Annotated in this window: 16 protein-coding genes and 2 tRNA genes; 14 read left to right on the plus strand and 4 right to left on the minus strand. The window is 69.9% G+C overall.

What is annotated here, in order from left to right; translation table 11 throughout:
• Positions 1 to 13: 13 nt before the first annotated feature.
• Together EV148_RS12760 and uvrB are read right to left on the minus strand one after the other, a co-directional pair.
• Positions 14 to 88: transfer RNA gene (locus tag EV148_RS12760), tRNA-Val, on the minus strand.
• A 197-nt stretch (positions 89 to 285) separates the two neighbouring features.
• Positions 286 to 2,313 carry an excinuclease ABC subunit UvrB gene (uvrB, locus tag EV148_RS12765; protein ID WP_131998844.1) on the minus strand — a complete coding sequence of 676 codons (2,028 nt, stop codon included), beginning with the start codon at positions 2,311 to 2,313 and terminating at the stop codon, positions 286 to 288.
• Positions 2,314 to 2,474: 161 nt separating this feature from the next.
• Here uvrB and EV148_RS12770 point away from each other — a divergent pair, with 161 nt between their 5' ends.
• Positions 2,475 to 3,032 (plus strand): GspH/FimT family pseudopilin, encoded by a 558-nt coding sequence (locus EV148_RS12770; protein WP_131999226.1) that lies wholly within the window; start codon positions 2,475 to 2,477, stop codon positions 3,030 to 3,032.
• Positions 3,033 to 3,122: 90 nt separating this feature from the next.
• On the opposite strand, the gene EV148_RS12775 is transcribed toward EV148_RS12770, so the two are convergent.
• Together EV148_RS12775 and EV148_RS12780 are read right to left on the minus strand one after the other, a co-directional pair.
• Positions 3,123 to 3,199 (minus strand) — tRNA-Asn (locus tag EV148_RS12775).
• A gap of 34 nt (positions 3,200 to 3,233) precedes the next feature.
• On the minus strand, positions 3,234 to 3,923 hold the full coding sequence (locus EV148_RS12780) for a trimeric intracellular cation channel family protein (protein WP_131999228.1): 690 nt from the start codon (positions 3,921 to 3,923) through the stop codon (positions 3,234 to 3,236).
• Between the two features lie 157 nt (positions 3,924 to 4,080).
• Here EV148_RS12780 and pyrH point away from each other — a divergent pair, with 157 nt between their 5' ends.
• The 13 genes from pyrH (at position 4,081) to lpxB (ending at position 16,859) form a co-directional block, all read left to right on the plus strand.
• Positions 4,081 to 4,803: a UMP kinase gene (gene pyrH / locus EV148_RS12785; RefSeq protein ID WP_131998846.1), complete on the plus strand. Its 723-nt coding sequence runs from the start codon at positions 4,081 to 4,083 to the stop codon at positions 4,801 to 4,803.
• Positions 4,804 to 5,014: 211 nt separating this feature from the next.
• Positions 5,015 to 5,347: a hypothetical protein gene (locus EV148_RS12790; RefSeq protein ID WP_131998848.1), complete on the plus strand. Its 333-nt coding sequence runs from the start codon at positions 5,015 to 5,017 to the stop codon at positions 5,345 to 5,347.
• A gap of 193 nt (positions 5,348 to 5,540) precedes the next feature.
• Positions 5,541 to 6,098 (plus strand): ribosome recycling factor, encoded by a 558-nt coding sequence (gene frr / locus EV148_RS12795; protein ID WP_131998850.1) that lies wholly within the window; start codon positions 5,541 to 5,543, stop codon positions 6,096 to 6,098.
• A gap of 90 nt (positions 6,099 to 6,188) precedes the next feature.
• The gene (gene uppS / locus EV148_RS12800) at positions 6,189 to 6,929 is read left to right on the plus strand and encodes a polyprenyl diphosphate synthase (protein ID WP_131998852.1); all 741 of its coding nucleotides are present in this window, start codon (positions 6,189 to 6,191) and stop codon (positions 6,927 to 6,929) included.
• 7 nt (positions 6,930 to 6,936) lie between these two features.
• Complete coding sequence (locus EV148_RS12805) at positions 6,937 to 7,767, plus strand: phosphatidate cytidylyltransferase (RefSeq protein ID WP_131998854.1); 831 nt, start codon at positions 6,937 to 6,939, stop codon at positions 7,765 to 7,767.
• Positions 7,764 to 8,942, plus strand: a complete 1,179-nt coding sequence (locus tag EV148_RS12810; protein WP_131998856.1) for a 1-deoxy-D-xylulose-5-phosphate reductoisomerase — start codon at positions 7,764 to 7,766, stop codon at positions 8,940 to 8,942. Before EV148_RS12805 ends, EV148_RS12810 begins: the two co-directional genes overlap by 4 nt.
• An 18-nt stretch (positions 8,943 to 8,960) precedes the next feature.
• Positions 8,961 to 10,334, plus strand: a complete 1,374-nt coding sequence (gene rseP / locus EV148_RS12815; RefSeq protein ID WP_131998858.1) for an RIP metalloprotease RseP — start codon at positions 8,961 to 8,963, stop codon at positions 10,332 to 10,334.
• 80 nt (positions 10,335 to 10,414) lie between these two features.
• Positions 10,415 to 12,814 carry an outer membrane protein assembly factor BamA gene (bamA, locus tag EV148_RS12820; protein ID WP_131998860.1) on the plus strand — a complete coding sequence of 800 codons (2,400 nt, stop codon included), beginning with the start codon at positions 10,415 to 10,417 and terminating at the stop codon, positions 12,812 to 12,814.
• Between the two features lie 35 nt (positions 12,815 to 12,849).
• The gene (locus EV148_RS12825; RefSeq protein WP_131998862.1) at positions 12,850 to 13,389 is read left to right on the plus strand and encodes an OmpH/Skp family outer membrane protein; all 540 of its coding nucleotides are present in this window, start codon (positions 12,850 to 12,852) and stop codon (positions 13,387 to 13,389) included.
• Positions 13,386 to 14,411: a UDP-3-O-(3-hydroxymyristoyl)glucosamine N-acyltransferase gene (lpxD, locus tag EV148_RS12830; protein WP_131998864.1), complete on the plus strand. Its 1,026-nt coding sequence runs from the start codon at positions 13,386 to 13,388 to the stop codon at positions 14,409 to 14,411. The genes EV148_RS12825 and lpxD overlap by 4 nt, the downstream gene beginning before the upstream one ends.
• A 2-nt stretch (positions 14,412 to 14,413) precedes the next feature.
• Positions 14,414 to 14,878 (plus strand): 3-hydroxyacyl-ACP dehydratase FabZ, encoded by a 465-nt coding sequence (fabZ, locus tag EV148_RS12835; RefSeq protein ID WP_241988094.1) that lies wholly within the window; start codon positions 14,414 to 14,416, stop codon positions 14,876 to 14,878.
• Positions 14,875 to 15,654, plus strand: coding sequence for an acyl-ACP--UDP-N-acetylglucosamine O-acyltransferase (lpxA, locus tag EV148_RS12840; RefSeq protein WP_131998868.1), 780 nt, complete (start codon positions 14,875 to 14,877; stop codon positions 15,652 to 15,654). Before fabZ ends, lpxA begins: the two co-directional genes overlap by 4 nt.
• The gene (lpxB, locus tag EV148_RS12845; RefSeq protein WP_131998870.1) at positions 15,651 to 16,859 is read left to right on the plus strand and encodes a lipid-A-disaccharide synthase; all 1,209 of its coding nucleotides are present in this window, start codon (positions 15,651 to 15,653) and stop codon (positions 16,857 to 16,859) included. The genes lpxA and lpxB overlap by 4 nt, the downstream gene beginning before the upstream one ends.
• Positions 16,860 to 16,919 lie beyond the last annotated feature (60 nt).

Raw genomic sequence — 16,919 nt, forward strand, 5'->3', positions numbered from 1 at the left:
TGGCACGAGTAATTGGTGGGCGGTACAAGGATCGAACTTGTGACCCCTACCATGTCAAGGTAGTGCTCTACCGCTGAGCTAACCGCCCGCATCGCAGGCGGTGGCCTGCGAGGGGCGCGCAAGGTAGCACAGGCCCTGCGGCAGGACAACCAGTTTTTCGCGGCGCGATGCACGCATCGCCATCGCGCGTCCCGGGCCGCCCCGGCCGATCGCACGCCGCGCCGCCGTCGCCGCGCACCGCGTCGATCGCGCTGGCATGCGTGGCACCCTGCCACGCGGATGGGATCAGCCGATGAGACCCTGTTCGCGAATGCGGTGGATCTCGTCGCGCAGGCGCGCCGCGTCCTCGAACTCGAGGTCCTGCGCATGCTTGTACATCTGCGCCTCGAGCTGGCGGATCTTCGCCGCCACCTGCTCCGGCGTGAGCAGGCGGTAATCCGGCGCCGCCTCGGCGACCTTGCGCTGGCTGCCACGACCGCGGGCGCGCCCCTGCTCCGCATCGCCTTCGGCGCGCGCGCCTTCCATGACGTCGGTGATCTTGCGCACGACCGAGGTCGGCACGATGCCGTGCGCCTCGTTGTATTCGATCTGCCGGGCGCGCCGGCGGTCGGTCTCGTCGATCGCCGCCTGCATCGATCGGGTGACGGTGTCGGCGTAGAGGATCGCCGTGCCGCGCAGGTTGCGCGCGGCGCGCCCGATCGTCTGGATCAGCGAACCGGTCGAGCGCAGGAAACCTTCCTTGTCGGCGTCGAGGATCGCCACCAGCGACACCTCGGGCATGTCGAGGCCTTCGCGCAGCAGGTTGATGCCGACGAGCACGTCGAACTTGCCCAGGCGCAGGTCACGGATGATCTCGACGCGCTCCACCGTCTCGATGTCCGAGTGCAGGTAGCGCACGCGGATGCCGTGGTCGCCGAGGTACTCGGTGAGGTTCTCCGCCATGCGCTTGGTCAGCGTGGTCACGAGCACGCGGTCGCCGAGCGCGATGCGCTCGTGGATCTCCGAGAGCAGGTCGTCGACCTGGGTGCGTGCGGGCCGGATCTCCACGCGCGGATCGACCAGGCCGGTCGGGCGCACGACGAGTTCGACCACGTTGCCCTGCGACTTGTCGATCTCGTACGGCCCGGGCGTCGCCGATACGAACACGGTGCGCGGCTCGCGCTCCTCCCACTCGGCGAACTTGAGCGGCCGATTGTCGAGCGCGGACGGCAGGCGGAAGCCGAATTCGACCAGCGTCTCCTTGCGCGAACGGTCGCCCTTGTACATCGCGCCGATCTGCGGAACCGTCACGTGCGATTCGTCGACGACGAGCAGCGCGTCCGGCGGCAGGTAGTCGAACAGCGTCGGCGGCGGCTCGCCCGGCTGGCGCCGCGTGAGATGGCGCGAGTAGTTCTCGATGCCATTGCAGTAGCCGACCTCGGCCATCATCTCGATGTCGAAGCGCGTGCGCTGCTCGAGGCGCTGCGCCTCGACCAGCTTGTTCACCGAATACAGGTAGGCGAGCCGGTCCTTGAGCTCGGCCTTGATCGTCTCGATCGCGTTGAGCACGCTCTCGCGCGTGGTCGCGTAGTGCGTCTTCGGGTAGACGACGTAGCGCGGTACCTTGCGCAGCAGCGCGCCCGTGAGCGGGTCGAACAGCGAGAGGTTCTCGACCTCGCCGTCGAACAATTCGATGCGCAGCGCCTCGGTGTCCGATTCGGCGGGGAACACGTCGATGACCTCTCCGCGCACGCGGTAGGTGCCGCGGCGCAGCTCCATGTCGCCGCGCGTGTACTGCAGCTCGGTCAGGTGCCGGATCAGCTTGCGCTGGTCGATGTGCTCGCCGCGCGCGAGGATCAGGCGCATCTGCAGGTAGTCCTCGGGGTCGCCGAGGCCGTAGATCGCCGATACCGTCGCGACGATCAGCGCGTCCGGGCGCGACAGCAGCGCCTTGGTCGCGGCGAGGCGCATCTGCTCGATGTGCTCGTTGATCGACGCGTCCTTCTCGATGTACGTGTCGCTCGAGGGGACGTAGGCTTCCGGCTGGTAGTAGTCGTAATAGCTCACGAAGTACTCCACCGCGTTGTGCGGGAAGAACTCCTTGAACTCGCCGTACAGCTGCGCCGCGAGCGTCTTGTTCGGCGCCATCACCAGCGTCGGCTTCTGGATGCGCTCGACGAGGTTGGCGATCGTGAACGTCTTGCCCGAGCCGGTCACGCCGAGCAGCGTCTGCTGCGCGAGGCCGGCCTCGAAGCCTTCGACGAGGCGCGCGATCGCGTTCGGCTGGTCGCCCGACGGCTTGAACGGGGACACGAGCTGGAAACGTTCGATCATCGCGACCTCCACGCAGGCGGGAAAGTATAGGGGCGCAGGCATCGCGACGATCGCGCCGGGCGGCACGCGGATTTCCTACGGAAACTACATGAGGGCGGCGATCGTCGAAGCAAGCGCGCGTTCCTAGCATCGCCGGGCCCTTTTCGCCATGGAGGCCCACGATGCACGACGCCTGCTGCCGCCAGCGCGGCTACACCCTGGTCGAACTCCTCGTCGCGCTCGCGCTCGTCGCCGTGCTCGCGACGATCGCGCTGCCCGCGTTCGGCAAGCTGATCGGTCGCACGCGCGCGCAGGTCGCGCGCAGCGACCTCGAGTTCTCGCTGAACCAGGCGCGCCATGCGGCGGTCAGCCGCGGCCTGCACGTGGTCGCCTGCCCGAGCGGCGACTTCGTCGACTGCGCCTCGACCACGCGCTGGCATGCGGGCTGGCTCACCTTCGCCGACCTCGACCATGACGGCCGCCACGACGCGAACGAACCCGTCATCGCCACCAACCAGGCACGCGACACCGGCGTCGGCATCCTCGCCACGGTCGGGCGCCTGCGCATCAATTACCGCCCGGACGGCAGCGCGGCGGGAACGAACGTCACGCTGACCGTCTGCGACCGCGCCGCGGGCACGAAGGATGCGTCGACGATCGTCGTCGGCCCGAGTGGCCGCGTGCGCCACGGCCAGGCGACACCCGAGGCGGCCGCAAGCTGCATCGCCGCGGCGAACTGAGGTGCGCGAAGGCGCGCCGGACAGTCTCGTCGAAGGGAGCGGAACCCGGAAAAAAGAAAGGCCTGCATCGCTGCAGGCCTTTCGCGTGACTGGCGCCCGAAGTTGGACTCGAACCAACGACCCCCTGATTAACAGTCAAGTGCTCTAACCAGCTGAGCTATTCGGGCGAGCCGCGTATTCTGGGTCCTGCCCCGCCGGCCGTCAAGCGTCGGAATCGTTGCGCGTGCGCGGCGGATGGTTGCCGTGTCCACCGCCGATTCGCGAGGCGCCGTCGGCGTCTTCCCCGGCGCGTGCGACCGGCAGGCGCCAGCCGCGGCGGATCGCCGCCATGCGCAGGGCGAAGCAGAGCAGCGCGCCGGCGCCCATCGTCGCGCTCGTCGGCCAGGCGAGCCATTCGCCGGTCACGACGACGAGCGCGCCGGCAAGCGCGGCGACCGCATACAGCTCGGCGCGCAGCACGAGCGGGACCTCGCGCAGCAGGACGTCGCGGACGATGCCGCCGCCGATGCCCGACAGCATGCCGAGCAGGGCCGCCATCGGCGGCTCGAGGCCGTGTTCGAGCGCCTTGTTCGCGCCGACCACGGCGAACATCGCCAGGCCCGCCGCGTCGAACAGGCGCACGGGATTCTTCAGGCGCTCGATCGCCGGCGCCCAGCGGAACGTGACGAGGCCGGCGAGTACCGATGCGCCGAGGTAACGCCAGTCGCTGATCGAAGCCGGCGGCACCGCGCCGATCAACACGTCGCGCAGGATGCCGCCCGAGTTCGCCGCGACGAAGGCGAGCACGAGCACGCCGAACAGGTCGAGGCGCCGGCGCACCGCGGCGGTCGCGCCGCTGAGCGCGAACACGAACGTGCCGGCAAGGTCGAGCAGCAGCACGAGCAGGTGCAGGGTCACGACGATGCCTCGCGGCGGAAGGGTCGCGCGCACTCTAGCGCGCGCGCGTCGGCGCGCGCAGGTCCGCCGCGGCGAACCGTCCGCGCGAAAAAGCGTGATGCACGACACCCGTGCCGTTACAATGCCGCCGTTTTGCCTGCCGGAATCGCCCATGCCCGCCGATATCAAGTACAAGCGCATCCTCCTCAAGCTGTCCGGCGAAGCACTCATGGGCGAGGCCGACTACGGCATCGACCCCAAGGTGCTGCAACGGCTCGCGCGCGAGATCATCGAGGTGCAACGCGCCGGCGTGCAGGTCGGGGTGGTCATCGGCGGCGGCAACATCTTCCGTGGCGCCGGCCTCGCCGCCGCGGGCATGGACCGCGTCACCGCCGACCACATGGGCATGCTCGCGACGGTCATGAACGCGCTTGCGATGCAGGACGCGATCGAGAAGGCGGGCGGCTACGCGCGCACGATGTCGGCGATCAAGATCAACGAGGTGTGCGAGGACTTCATCCGTCGCCGTGCGATCCGCCATCTCGAGAAGGGCCGCATCGCGATCTTCGCGGCCGGCACCGGCAACCCGTTCTTCACCACCGACTCGGCCGCCGCGCTGCGCGCGATCGAGGTCGGCGCCGACCTGCTGCTGAAGGCGACCAAGGTCGACGGCGTGTACAGCGCCGACCCGGCCAAGGACCCGACCGCGACGCGCTACGAGCGCCTGTCCTACGAGGACGTGATCCAGCGCAACCTGCAGGTCATGGATACGAGCGCGATCGCGCTCTGCCGCGACCACCGCATCCCGCTGCGCATCTACGACATGTCGCGCGAAGGCGACCTCATGCGCATCATGCGCGGCGAGCCGATCGGCACCCTCGTCGGCGGACGCTGACCGCCGATTCCGCACGCCTTCGTTTCGGCGCCCGCGAGCGTCGCCACGTCGCAGACCCGACTTCCGGCACGCAACCTTCCGGCCCTCGCCGCGCATCTTGAAGGTGAAGGCGCACGCCGCCTTCGCCGCCCGAACGGACCCCGGACATCCCCCTGTTCCACGGGCCAGCCAGGGACTCGGCCTTGCCTGCGGCAAGATCGAGGAGCAAGCCATGAAGACCCTGCATGCCATCGTCGTCGCGACGATCGCCGCGGGCGCGTGCGGCAACGCGCTCGCCGCCAATGCGCAGCGCCAGCTCGAAGCCGTCACCGTGCAGTCGCCCCACGTCGACTGCACCCCGCCTTCCTCGTCCGCGCTCTGTTCCGCCCTGCATGCGCGGATCCGCCTGCACTTCAGCCCGCGCGAGATCGGCATGCTGTTCGGCGCGCGCACGTCGTATCCGGAGGCGTCGACGACCTACGAGCGCGTGAACCTGCGCTATGCCGAGCTGGTGCGTGAAATCGCCGCGACGTTCGGCGGCGCGGACGCGATCGCCGCCCGCTGAGCGCGCGCCGCGCGCAGCGACGGGCCCGGCCGCGGCAGCGAGTCACGCGGCTGCGGCCGCACGCGACGCGCTGTGCGCGCGACCGGCGCCGATGGTGCACCGCCGCGCGCGAGCGCGCCGCGCGGCGGCCACGGGCGCGCGCCGGCCGCTGCTATACTCGCCGGCCACTCGCAACGGAAACGGTGGCTGCGCCATGCTCGACAACATCAAGAAGGACGCCCAGACGCGCATGCAGAAGAGCGTGGATGCGCTCAAGCACGAACTGCAGCGCCTGCGCACCGGACGCGCCAGCACCGCGCTGATCGAGCCGCTCAAGGTGTCCTACTACGGCACCGACACGCCGATCACCCAGGTTGCCAACGTCGCGATCGCCGATGCACGCTCGATCACGATCACGCCGTTCGAGAAGAACATGGTCGGCCCGGTCGAGAAGGCGATCCTCGCCTCCGACCTCGGCCTCACGCCGACCACGGTCGGCCAGGTCATCCGCATCAACCTGCCGCCGCTCACCGAGGAGCGCCGCAAGGAGCTGTCCAAGCACGTCGCGCACGAGGGCGAGAACGCCAAGGTCGCGGTGCGCAACGTGCGCCGCGACGCGCTGCACCACCTCAAGGAACTGCTCAAGGACAAGAAGATCAGCGAGGACGACGAGCGCCGCGCCGAGGAAGAGATCCAGAAGTACACCGACAAGTACGTCAAGGACGTCGACGGCGTGGTGAAGGCGAAGGAAGAGGAATTGATGGCCATGTAGCCGGGTGCCGTCGCGCGCGCCGCGACGATCGCGACTCGCGCTCACGCACTGCAGCAGCCCGCGGCCCGAGCCGCGCCTACAATGTGACGCATGGATTCCGATTCCCGACCGCGCCTGCCGCGCCACATCGCGATCGTCATGGACGGCAACGGCCGCTGGGCCGAACGCCGCCACCGGCCCCGCAGCTTCGGCCACCGCGAAGGCCAGAAGGCGGTGCGCGCAGCGGTCGAATACTGCCGCCGCAAGGGGATCGAGGCGCTGACCCTGTTCGCGTTCTCGAGCGAGAACTGGAAGCGCCCCGACGAGGAAGTCGGCGCGCTGATGCAGCTGTTCCTCGATGCGCTCGACCGTGAAGTGGACGAGCTGCACCGCAACGGCGTGCATATCAGCTTCATCGGCGACCTCGGCGCGTTCGCGCCGGAACTCGCCGCGCGCATGCAGGACGCGATGCGCCGCACCGCCGGCAATACCGCGCTCAGCCTCAACGTCGCGGTGAACTACGGTGGTCGCTGGGACATCGTGCAGGCCGCGCGCACGCTCGCGCACTCCGCCGCGCGCGGCGAGCTCGATCCGGGCGCGATCGACGAGACGCTGTTCGGGCGCCACGTCTGCCTCGACGGCCAGCCGCCGGTCGACCTGTTCATCCGCACCGGCGGCGAGGTGCGCGTGAGCAACTTCCTGCTCTGGCAGATCGCCTACGCCGAGCTGTACTTCACCGACGCGCTCTGGCCCGACGTCGACGCGGGCCTGCTCGACGCGGCCCTCGCCGAATTCGCGCGGCGCGAGCGTCGCTACGGCCTCACGTCCGCCCAGATGCGCGCGGCAGGCTGAGACGCGCATGCTCAAGCAACGCACCCTGACCGCCCTCGTCCTCGCCCCGCTCGCGGTCGCGATGATCCTGCTGCTGCCGACGGCCGGCTTCGCGCTGGTCATCGCCGCGATGTCGCTGCAGGCGATGTGGGAATGGACGCGCCTCGCCGGCATCGCCTCGACCGCGGCCCGAGCCGCCTTCGTCGTCGCCAACGTGCTGCTGCTCTACCTGCTCTGGCACGCGCGCGCGACGCCGTTCGCCTGGTACGTGGTGGGTGCCGGCGTCGCGTGGTGGCTGCTGTCGCTGCTGTGGCTGCGCCACTTCTCGTATGCGGCCGCGCCGACGCGCGAGAACGCGCTGCTGAAACTGCTCGCCGCGGAACTCGCCGTGCTGCCGGCCTGGCTCGCCTTCATCGAGCTGCACGGCAGCGCCGACCACGGGCGCCACTGGGCGCTGCTCGTGATCATCCTCGTCTGGGCCGCCGACACGGGCGCCTATTTCGCGGGCCGGCGCTGGGGCACGACCAAGCTCGCGCCGCGGATCAGCCCGAACAAGACGCGCGCGGGCGCCTATGGCGCGCTCGTGCTCGCCGGCGCCGTCGCCCTCGTCGGTGGCTGGCTGCTCGACGAGCGCAACGCGGCCCTGCTCGCGCTGCTCGCGCTCGCGCTGCTGACCGTCCTCGCCTCGATCCTCGGCGACCTCATCGAGAGCCTGCTCAAGCGCCAGGCCAACGTGAAGGACTCCGGCACCCTGTTCCCCGGCCATGGCGGCCTGCTCGACCGCGTCGACAGCGTGTTCTCGGCGGTGCCCGTGTTCGTCGCCGGCAAGGCGGTGCTCGACCTGCTGCTCGCGTCATGAAGACGCTGGCGGTGCTCGGCGCAACCGGCTCGATCGGGGCGAGTACGCTCGACGTCGTCGCGCGCCACCCGGACCGCTACCGCATCGGCGTGCTCGCCGCCCATCGCAGCGTCGACGCGCTGGCCGACCTCTGCGCGCGCTTCCGCCCCGAACTCGCGGTGATCGCCGATCCGGCCTGCGAGCGCGACCTGCGCGAACGGCTGCGCGAACGCGGCCTCGCCTGCCGCGTCGGGGCCGGCGCCGACGCGCTCGTCGACGCCGCGGCCGGCGCGCACTGCGACACCGTCGTCGCCGCGATCGTCGGCGCCGCCGGGCTCGAGTCCACGCTCGCCGCCGCGCGCGCGGGCAAGCGCCTGCTGCTCGCCAACAAGGAAGCGGTCGTCATGGCCGGCGCCCTGCTCGCGGCGGCGCTGGATGACGGTGGCGGTACCCTGCTGCCGCTCGACTCCGAGCACAACGCGGTGTTCCAGTGCCTGCCGCGCGGCCACGCCGACCTCGACTCGGCCGGCGTGAAGCGCATCCTGCTCACCGCCTCGGGCGGTCCGTTCCGCGGACGCACGGCCGCCGATCTCGCTTCGATCACGCCCGAGCAGGCCTGCGCGCATCCGAACTGGCGCATGGGGCGCAAGATCTCGGTCGACTCGGCCACGCTCATGAACAAGGGCCTCGAGGTGATCGAGGCGCACCACCTGTTCCGCGCACCGGCCGAGCGCATCGAGGTGGTCGTGCATCCGCAGAGCATCGTCCATTCGCTGGTCGAATACGCCGACGGCTCGCTGCTCGCCCAGCTCGGCAACCCCGACATGCGCACCGCGATCGCCTATGCGCTGGCCTGGCCCGGACGCATCGATGCCGGCGTCGGACCGCTCGACCTCGTCAGGCTCGGCCGGCTCGACTTCGAGGCGCCGGACCTCGCGACGTTCCGCTGCCTCGCGCTCGCCTACCGCGCGCTCGCGGCGGGCGGTGCGGCGACGATCGTGCTCAATGCGGCCAACGAGGAAGCCGTCGCTGCCTTCCTCGACGGCCGCCTGCCCTTCCTCGCGATCGCCGAAACGATCGAGCGCTGCCTCGCCGAGGCGCCCGCCGCGGCGCCCGCCGACCTCACGGCCATCCTTGACGCCGATTTAACTGCGCGTCGGCATGCCCAACGTATGATCGCGGCCCTGTCCGCCTAGCCCGCAGAACGCATTCCCATGAGCCATGTCCTGGGTCCAGTGTGGTGGCTGATCGTCACCCTCGGCCTGCTGATCACCTTCCACGAATACGGCCACTACATCGTTGCGCGCCGCCTCGGCGTCAAGGTGCTGAAGTTCTCGGTCGGCTTCGGCCCGGCGCTGTGGTCGCGCTTCGACCGCCACGGCACCCAGTTCGTGATCGCGGCGATCCCGCTCGGCGGCTACGTCAAGATGCTCGACACGCGCGAAGTGGACGGCGCGGTCGGCCCGGAGGGCCTGCGCGGCGCGTTCGACCGCAAGCCCGTCGGCGCGCGCATGGCGATCACCGCGGCCGGGCCGGTGTTCAACTTCATCTTCACGATCGCCGCGTTGTGGCTCGTGTTCGTGATCGGCCGGCCGGACTTCCAGCCGGTCGTCGGCAGCGTCGACCACGTCGCGGCGAGTTCCGGCTTCCAGGCCGGCGACCGCATCATCGCGGTCGGCGGCCGCGCGGTCGACGCGTGGACCACTGCGCTCGGCGCGCTCATGAGCGCAGGCATCGATCGTCGCGACGTCGTCGTCGACGTCGTGGATGCGGGCGGCAGCGCACGCCAGCGCACGCTCGCGCTGTCGAAGCTCCCCGCCGACGTCGACGAGCGCCAGCTGCCGGTCGAGATCGGCCTCGCACCGCCGCGCCAGCCGATCCCGCCGGTGATCGGCAGCGTGCCGGCCGACGGCGCCGCGGCCAAGGCCGGACTGGCCCCGGGCGACCGCATCCTGTCGATCGGCGGCGACGCGATCAAGGACTGGCGCGACGTGCCCGACGCGATCCAGAAGCATGCCTCGGCCGGCCACGCGCTCGATATCACGGTCGAGCGCGACGGCGGCATGCGCTCGTTCGCCGTCACGCCCGCGCAGGGCGACCCCGACCCGGCCGATGCCGCGGCCAAGCCGCGCTGGCTGGTCGGCATCGGCGTGCAGCCGGTCGAACCGAACTTCGACGCGACCCTGCGCTACGGGCCGGTCGCGGCGCTCGGCAAGGCGTTTTCCGAGACCTGGAACCAGACCCACGACCTCCTCGGCCTGCTCGGCCGCATGGTCACCGGGCAGGCATCGGTCAAGAACCTTGGCGGCGTGATCTCGATCGCGCAGGCCGCCGACAGCAATGCGAAGGGCGGCCTCGTCTGGTTCCTGACCTTCCTCGCGGCGATCTCGCTGAGCCTGGCGGTCCTCAACCTGCTGCCGATCCCGATCTTGGACGGCGGCGGCCTGCTGTATTACCTTATCGAATCAATAAAGGGCAGCCCGCTCAGCGACCGCGTGCAGATCGCCGGCCAGTACGTCGGGCTGGTCCTGCTCGTCGGCCTGATGGGTCTGGCGCTGTACAACGACATCCTGCGGAACGTGTCCTGACCCGCGGGCCTGCCCCATAACGAAACCAAGGCCGCGACTGCGCCCGTCGCGGGCCCCACGACGCCCTGACGGAAGTGACGATGAAGCGTACAGCCGCCCTGCTCCTGCTTGCCTTTTTCGCCGCGAATGCCTCGGCGTTCGACACCTTCACGATTTCCGACATCCGCATCGACGGCCTCGCGCGCATCGCGCCGGGCACGGTGTTCACCTACCTGCCGGTCGAGAAGGGCGACGCGCTGACCCCGGAGCGGGCCAACCAGGCGATCCGCGCGCTGTACAAGACGGGCTTCTTCAACGACGTGCAGCTGTCGCGCCAGGGCGACATCCTGGTCGTCACCGTGAAGGAGCGCCCGCAGATCACCAAGATCGTGATCCGCGGCAACAAGGACATCCAGGAAGCCGACCTGCTCAAGGGCCTCAAGGGCATCGGCCTCGCCGAGGGCGAGGCGTTCGACCCGCTCAAGCTCGCCGAGGTGCAGGACGAGCTGACCCGCCAGTACTACAACCGCGGCAAGTACAACGTCTCGGTCAAGACCTCCAAGGTCAACCTCGACCGCAACCGCGTCGAGGTCGCGATCAACGTCGCCGAGGGCAAGGCGGCGAAGATCAAGCACCTCAACATCGTCGGCAACACGGTCTTCACCGACAAGCAGATCGAGGACGACTTCGAGTCCAACACCTCCAACTGGACGTCCTGGTACACCAAGGACGACCAGTACTCGCGCGAGAAGCTGTCCGGCGACCTCGAGAAGCTGCAGTCCTACTACATGGACCGCGGCTACGCCGACTTCAGCGTCGAGTCGACCCAGGTCAGCATCAGCCCCGACAAGCGCAAGATGTACGTCACCGCCAACATCAAGGAAGGCGAGGTGTACACGGTCAGCGACATCAAGCTGACCGGCGCGCTGATCCTCAACGAGGACGACCTGCGCAAGATGCTGCAGATCAAGGCCGGCGAGGTGTTCTCGCGCGCCAAGGTGGAGCGGTCGGTCGACGCGATCACGTCGGCCCTGTCGAACATCGGCTACGCGTTCGCCGACGTGCAGCCGATCCCGGCCATCGACAAGGACAAGCGCGAGGTCGGCCTCAACTTCTTCATCAACCCGGGCAAGCGCGTCTACGTGCGCCAGGTCGTGTTCAAGGGCAACCAGCATACCGAGGACGAGGTGCTGCGCCGCGAGATGCGCCAGCTCGAGGGCTCGTGGTACTCGCAGGCGGCGATCGACCGCTCGAAGATCCGCCTGCAGCGCCTCGGCTACTTCAGCAAGGTCGAGATCGACACGCCGAAGGTGCCCGGCACTGACGACCAGGTCGACGTGACGGTGGCGGTCGAGGAGCAGAACTCCGGCCAGTTCACCTTCGGCCTCGGCTACTCGCAGGTGCAGGGCCTGATCGCCAGCATCGGCGTCACCCAGAACAACTTCTTCGGCACCGGCGACCGCATCTCGGTCAATGCGCAGAAGAGCAACTTCATCGAGCGCTACCAGCTGTCCTACTTCGAGCCGTACCTGACCGACGAAGGCGTCGGCATCGGCTACGACATCCAGCACACCAAGCTGGACGCGAGCGAGAACAACCTCGCCAGCTACCTGACCAGCACCGACGCGTTCGACATCTACCTCGGCCTGCCGATCAGCGAGTCGGATTCGATCAACGCGCAGATGGGCCTCAGCAAGACCAACATCATCGCCAGCACGCTGTTCGGCACGCCGCAGGCGATCGTCGACTACATCGACAACCTCGGCCACAGCACGTTCCACACCTGGAACATGCAGTGGTCGTGGGCGCACGACACGCGCAACCGCTTCTGGAACCCGACCCGCGGCTCGCTGCAGTCGGTGTCGCTGGAGATGACCCTGCCCGGCTCGACGGTGCAGTACTACAAGGTCAACTACCGCTTCGCGCAGTACCTGCGCATGACCGACAGCCTGACCTTCTTCGGCCACTTCGGCGTCGGCTACGGCGACACCTACAAGGATCCGAAGAGCGTGCTGTCGCCGGATCATCCGCGCTACCGCGCCGACATCTCGGGCCTGCCGTTCTTCGAGAACTTCTACGCCGGCGGCGTGACCGACGTGCGCGGCTTCCGCGACAACACGCTCGGCCCGTTCGCGGTGTACAACCAAGTCAGCTGCCCGGTCACCGACAAGAACTGCCGCCTGCCGCTCGGCGGCGCGCTCAAGTTCGTCGCCTCGGCCGAGGTCATCTTCCCGACGCCGTTCGTGAAGGAGAACAGCGACGCGACGCGCCTGTCCGCGTTCATCGACGTCGGCAACGTGTTCCAGAACAAGCTGTGCGAGCTGCCCGAATGCCGCGTCTACAAGAGCTGGAGCGCGGACCAGCTGCGCGCGTCCGCCGGCCTCTCGTTCACCTGGCGTGCGCCGGTCGGCCCGATCGTCATCAACATCGCCCGCCCGATCCGCAAGAAGCCCGGCGACGATACCGAGACGATCCAGTTCACCTTCGGCAACACGTTCTGAGGTCGCAGGGACGGCGTCGACACGAGGAGACGCGCGTGAGGCAGCCAGCCCAACCGGCGAGACGGATGCTCGCGCTGCTGCTCGTGCCGCTGTTCGCGCTCGCGGGCGCCGCGTCGGCGCAGGCGCCCGCCCCGACCCGCATCGGCTACGTCGACATGAAGCGACTGCTCGACAACGCACCCCAGGTCGTGGCGGGACGGCGCAAGCTCGAGCGCGAGTTCGCCACGCGCGACGCCGCTCTCAAGGCCGATGAACAGCGCCTGGCGGAGCTTCACCGCAAGCAGGCCACGCTCGCCAAGGACGAGGCCGACGCGCTGCAACGCGAGATCGACGCGCTCGACCGCTCGATCAAGCGCAGCCGCGACGCGATGCGCGCCGAACTCAAGACGCGCAGCGACCAGGAACTCGACCGGAGCTGGCGCGAGATCAACGAAGCGGTGGTCGAATTCGCGCGCGACCAGGGCTACGACCTGATCGTGCCGAGCCCCGTCGTGTATGCCAGCCCGCGCGTCGATATCACCGACCGCATCCTCGAGCGCCTGCGCCGCGAGGGCGCCAGGGGCGCGACGCCGTGACGCCGGCGCAGCACACGCTCGGCGCGATCGCCGAGCGCTTCGGCCTGGAGCTGCGCGGCGACCCTGCGCTGCGCGTCGACGGCGTCGATACGCTCGCCAATGCAGGTGCCACGCGCATCACCTTCCTCGCCAATCCGCGCTACCGCGGTCAGCTCGCCGGCGTCGGCGCGGCCGCCGTCGTGCTGCGCGCCGCCGACGCCGACGCCTGCCCGCGTGCCTGCCTCGTCGCGTCCGATCCCTACGTCGCGTTCGCGAAGATCGCCGCGTTGTTCGAGCGCGCGCCGGCGGCGCAGCCCGGCGTGCACCCGAGCGCGATCGTCGCGGCGGGCGCGCAGGTCGCCGCGGGCGCATCGGTCGGGCCGTACTGCGTGATCGAAGACGGCGCCGTCGTCGAGGACGGCGCCGTGCTCGGCCCGCACTGCGTGGTCGGGCGCGACTGCCGCGTCGGCGCGCAGTCGCGCCTCGTCGCGCGCGTGACCCTGGTTCAGGACGTGCGCCTCGGCAAGCGCGTGCTGGTCCACCCCGGCGCCGTCCTCGGCGCGGACGGTTTCGGCCTCGCGTTCGAACGCGACCATTGGATCAAGGTGCCCCAGCTCGGCGGCGTCGTCGTCGGCGACGATTGCGAGATCGGCGCGAACACGACGATCGACCGCGGCGCGCTCGGCGACACCGTGCTCGAGGACGACGTGCGCCTCGACAACCAGATCCAGATCGCGCACAACGTGCGCATCGGCGCGCACAGCGCCCTGGCCGGTTGCGCCGCGGTCGCCGGCAGCGCGACCATCGGTCGCTACTGCCTGGTGGGCGGCGGTGCTGGCATACTCGGCCACTTGACCCTGGCCGACCGCGTCACGGTGACCGCGATGAGCCTGGTCACCCATTCGATCCGCGAACCCGGCGAGTACTCGTCCGGCACGCCGATCCAGCCGAACCGGCAATGGCGCCGGAATGCGGCACGCTTCAAGCACCTGGACGAAATCGCGCGACGCGTCGGTGCCGCGCCAAAGGAACCCGAGTCATGAACATGCCCCCCGCACCGGTGACGCTGCCGCTCGGCGTCGAACAGATCGCCGCGATGCTGCCGCACCGCTACCCGTTCCTGCTGATCGATCGCGTGCTCGCGTTCGAACACGGCACGCGCGTCACCGCGCTGAAGAACGTCACGTTCAACGAGCCGTTCTTCCAGGGCCATTTCCCCGGCCATCCGGTCATGCCCGGCGTGCTCATCATCGAGGCCATGGCGCAGTCCGCGGGCATGCTGGTCAAGCTGTCGGCGCAGCACAACGCCGACGTGCCGTCGATCTTCTACCTCGTCAAGGTCGACAAGGCGCGCTTCAACCGCACCGTCGTGCCGGGCGACCAGTTGCGCCTCGAGGTCGAGCACAAGCGCCGCATGCGCAACATGAGCCAGTTCTGGGGCCGCGCGCTGGTCGACGACGTGGTCGTCGCCGAAGCGGAGATGCTCTGCGCCGAGGTCGCCGCCGGATGATCCATCCGACCGCGATCGTCGATCCGTCCGCGCGCATCGGCGCCGGCGTCGCGATCGGCGCCTACAGCATCGTCGGCGCGGACGTCGAGATCGGCGACGGCACCTCGGTCGGCCCGCACGTCGTGATCGAGGGGCGCACGCGCATCGGTCGCGACAACCGCATCTTCCAGTTCGCCTCGCTCGGCGCTGCGCCGCAGGACAAGAAGTTCGCCGGCGAGGCGTCCGACCTCGTCATCGGCGACCGCAACCACATCCGCGAGTTCGTCACGATGCACCGCGGCACCGCCGGTGGCGGCGGCGTCACGCGCGTCGGCGACGACAACTGGTTCCTCGCCTACAGCCACGTCGCGCACGACTGCCGCGTCGGCAACCATTGCGTGTTCTCCAACAACGCGACGATCGCCGGCCACGTCGAGGTCGGCGACCATGTGATCGCGAGCGGCTTCGTCGGCGTGCACCAGTTCTGCCGCATCGGCGCGCACGCGTTCATCGGCATGGGCGTGCTGCTCAGCGGCGACGTGCCGCCGTTCCTGATGGTCGCCGCCGACGCCGACACGCAGGGCCGCCCGCGCGGGATCAACAGCGAAGGGCTCAAGCGCCGCGGTTTCGATGCCGAACGCATCGCCGCGATCAAGCGCGCATACCGCACGATCTACGTCGGCGGCACGCCGCTGTCCGAAGCCCGCGCGCGGCTCGCCGAGCAGGCCAGGGACAGTACCGACGTCGCCCAGATGCTCGCCTTCATCGAAGCCAGCGAGCGGGCGCTCGCACGGTGACCACGCCGCGGCGCTTCGTGCTCGTCGCCGGCGAAGCCTCCGGCGACCTGCTCGGCGCCGGGCTCGTCGAGGCGCTGCGCGAACGCTTCCCCGACGCGCAATTCGCCGGCATCGGCGGCGAGCGCATGATCGCGGCCGGGCTCGAATCGTGGCATCCGCTCGAACGGCTGTCGGTGATGGGGCTGGTCGAAGTGCTGCGGCACCTGCCCGGCCTGCTCGCGATCCGCCGCGACGTGCTGCGGCGCACGCTCGCCTGGCGGCCCGACGTGTTCATCGGCATCGACGCGCCCGACTTCAACCTCGGCCTCGAACGCATGCTCAAGCGCGCCGGCGTGCGCACCGTGCACTACGTGAGCCCGTCGGTGTGGGCGTGGCGCGAACGGCGCGCGCGCAGGATCGGCCGCAGCGCCGACCGCGTGCTGTGCCTGTTCCCGATGGAGCCGCCGATCTACGCGCGGCACGGCGTCGACGCGCGCTTCGTCGGCCACCCGCTCGCCGACGCGATGCCGCTCGAGCCGGACCGCGACGGCGCGCGCGCGGCGCTCGGCCTCGCGCCCGACGCGCGCGTGCTCGCGCTGCTGCCGGGCAGCCGCCTCGGCGAAATCGCGCGCCTCGCGCCGGATTTCCTCGCGGCCGCAGCCTTGCTGCGCACGACCTTCCCGGACCTGCGCGTGGTGATTCCCGCTGCCAATGCGGCGTGCGAGGCCGCGATCCGCGCCCACCTGCAGCACGCGGCGATCGACGATCCTGCGGCACAGGGCATCACCGTCCTCGCGCCCCCCGGTCCCGCGCACGGCCCTGTCGACCCCCGGTCGCCGGCGGCCGATTCCCGCCTCGCCATGCTCGCCGCCGACGCGATCCTGCTCGCCTCCGGCACGGCGACACTGGAGGCGATGCTCGCCAAGCGGCCGATGGTCGTCGCCTACCGCATCGCGCCGCTGACCTACCGCATCGTCAAGGGGCTGGGCCTGCTCAAGGTCGACCGCTACGCGCTGCCGAACGTGCTCGCAGGCCGCGATCTCGCGCCGGAGTTCATGCAGGACGCGTGCACGCCTGCGGCACTCGCCGACGCACTGCAGCCGCACCTGGCGCGGCACGCACCCGAACCGGGCCTGCTCGACGAATACCGCCGCCTGCACCTCGCCTTGCGCCGCGACGCGAGCCGCAGTGCCGCTGCCGCGATCGCCGAGCTCGTCGGCGCGTGACGCGCTGCACCGCGGGTTGACGCCATCGGCACGCATGCGCAGGATGCCGCGCATGCCTCC

The sequence above is a fragment of the Dokdonella fugitiva genome (assembly GCF_004342425.1).
Taxonomy (GTDB): domain Bacteria; phylum Pseudomonadota; class Gammaproteobacteria; order Xanthomonadales; family Rhodanobacteraceae; genus Dokdonella_A; species Dokdonella_A fugitiva.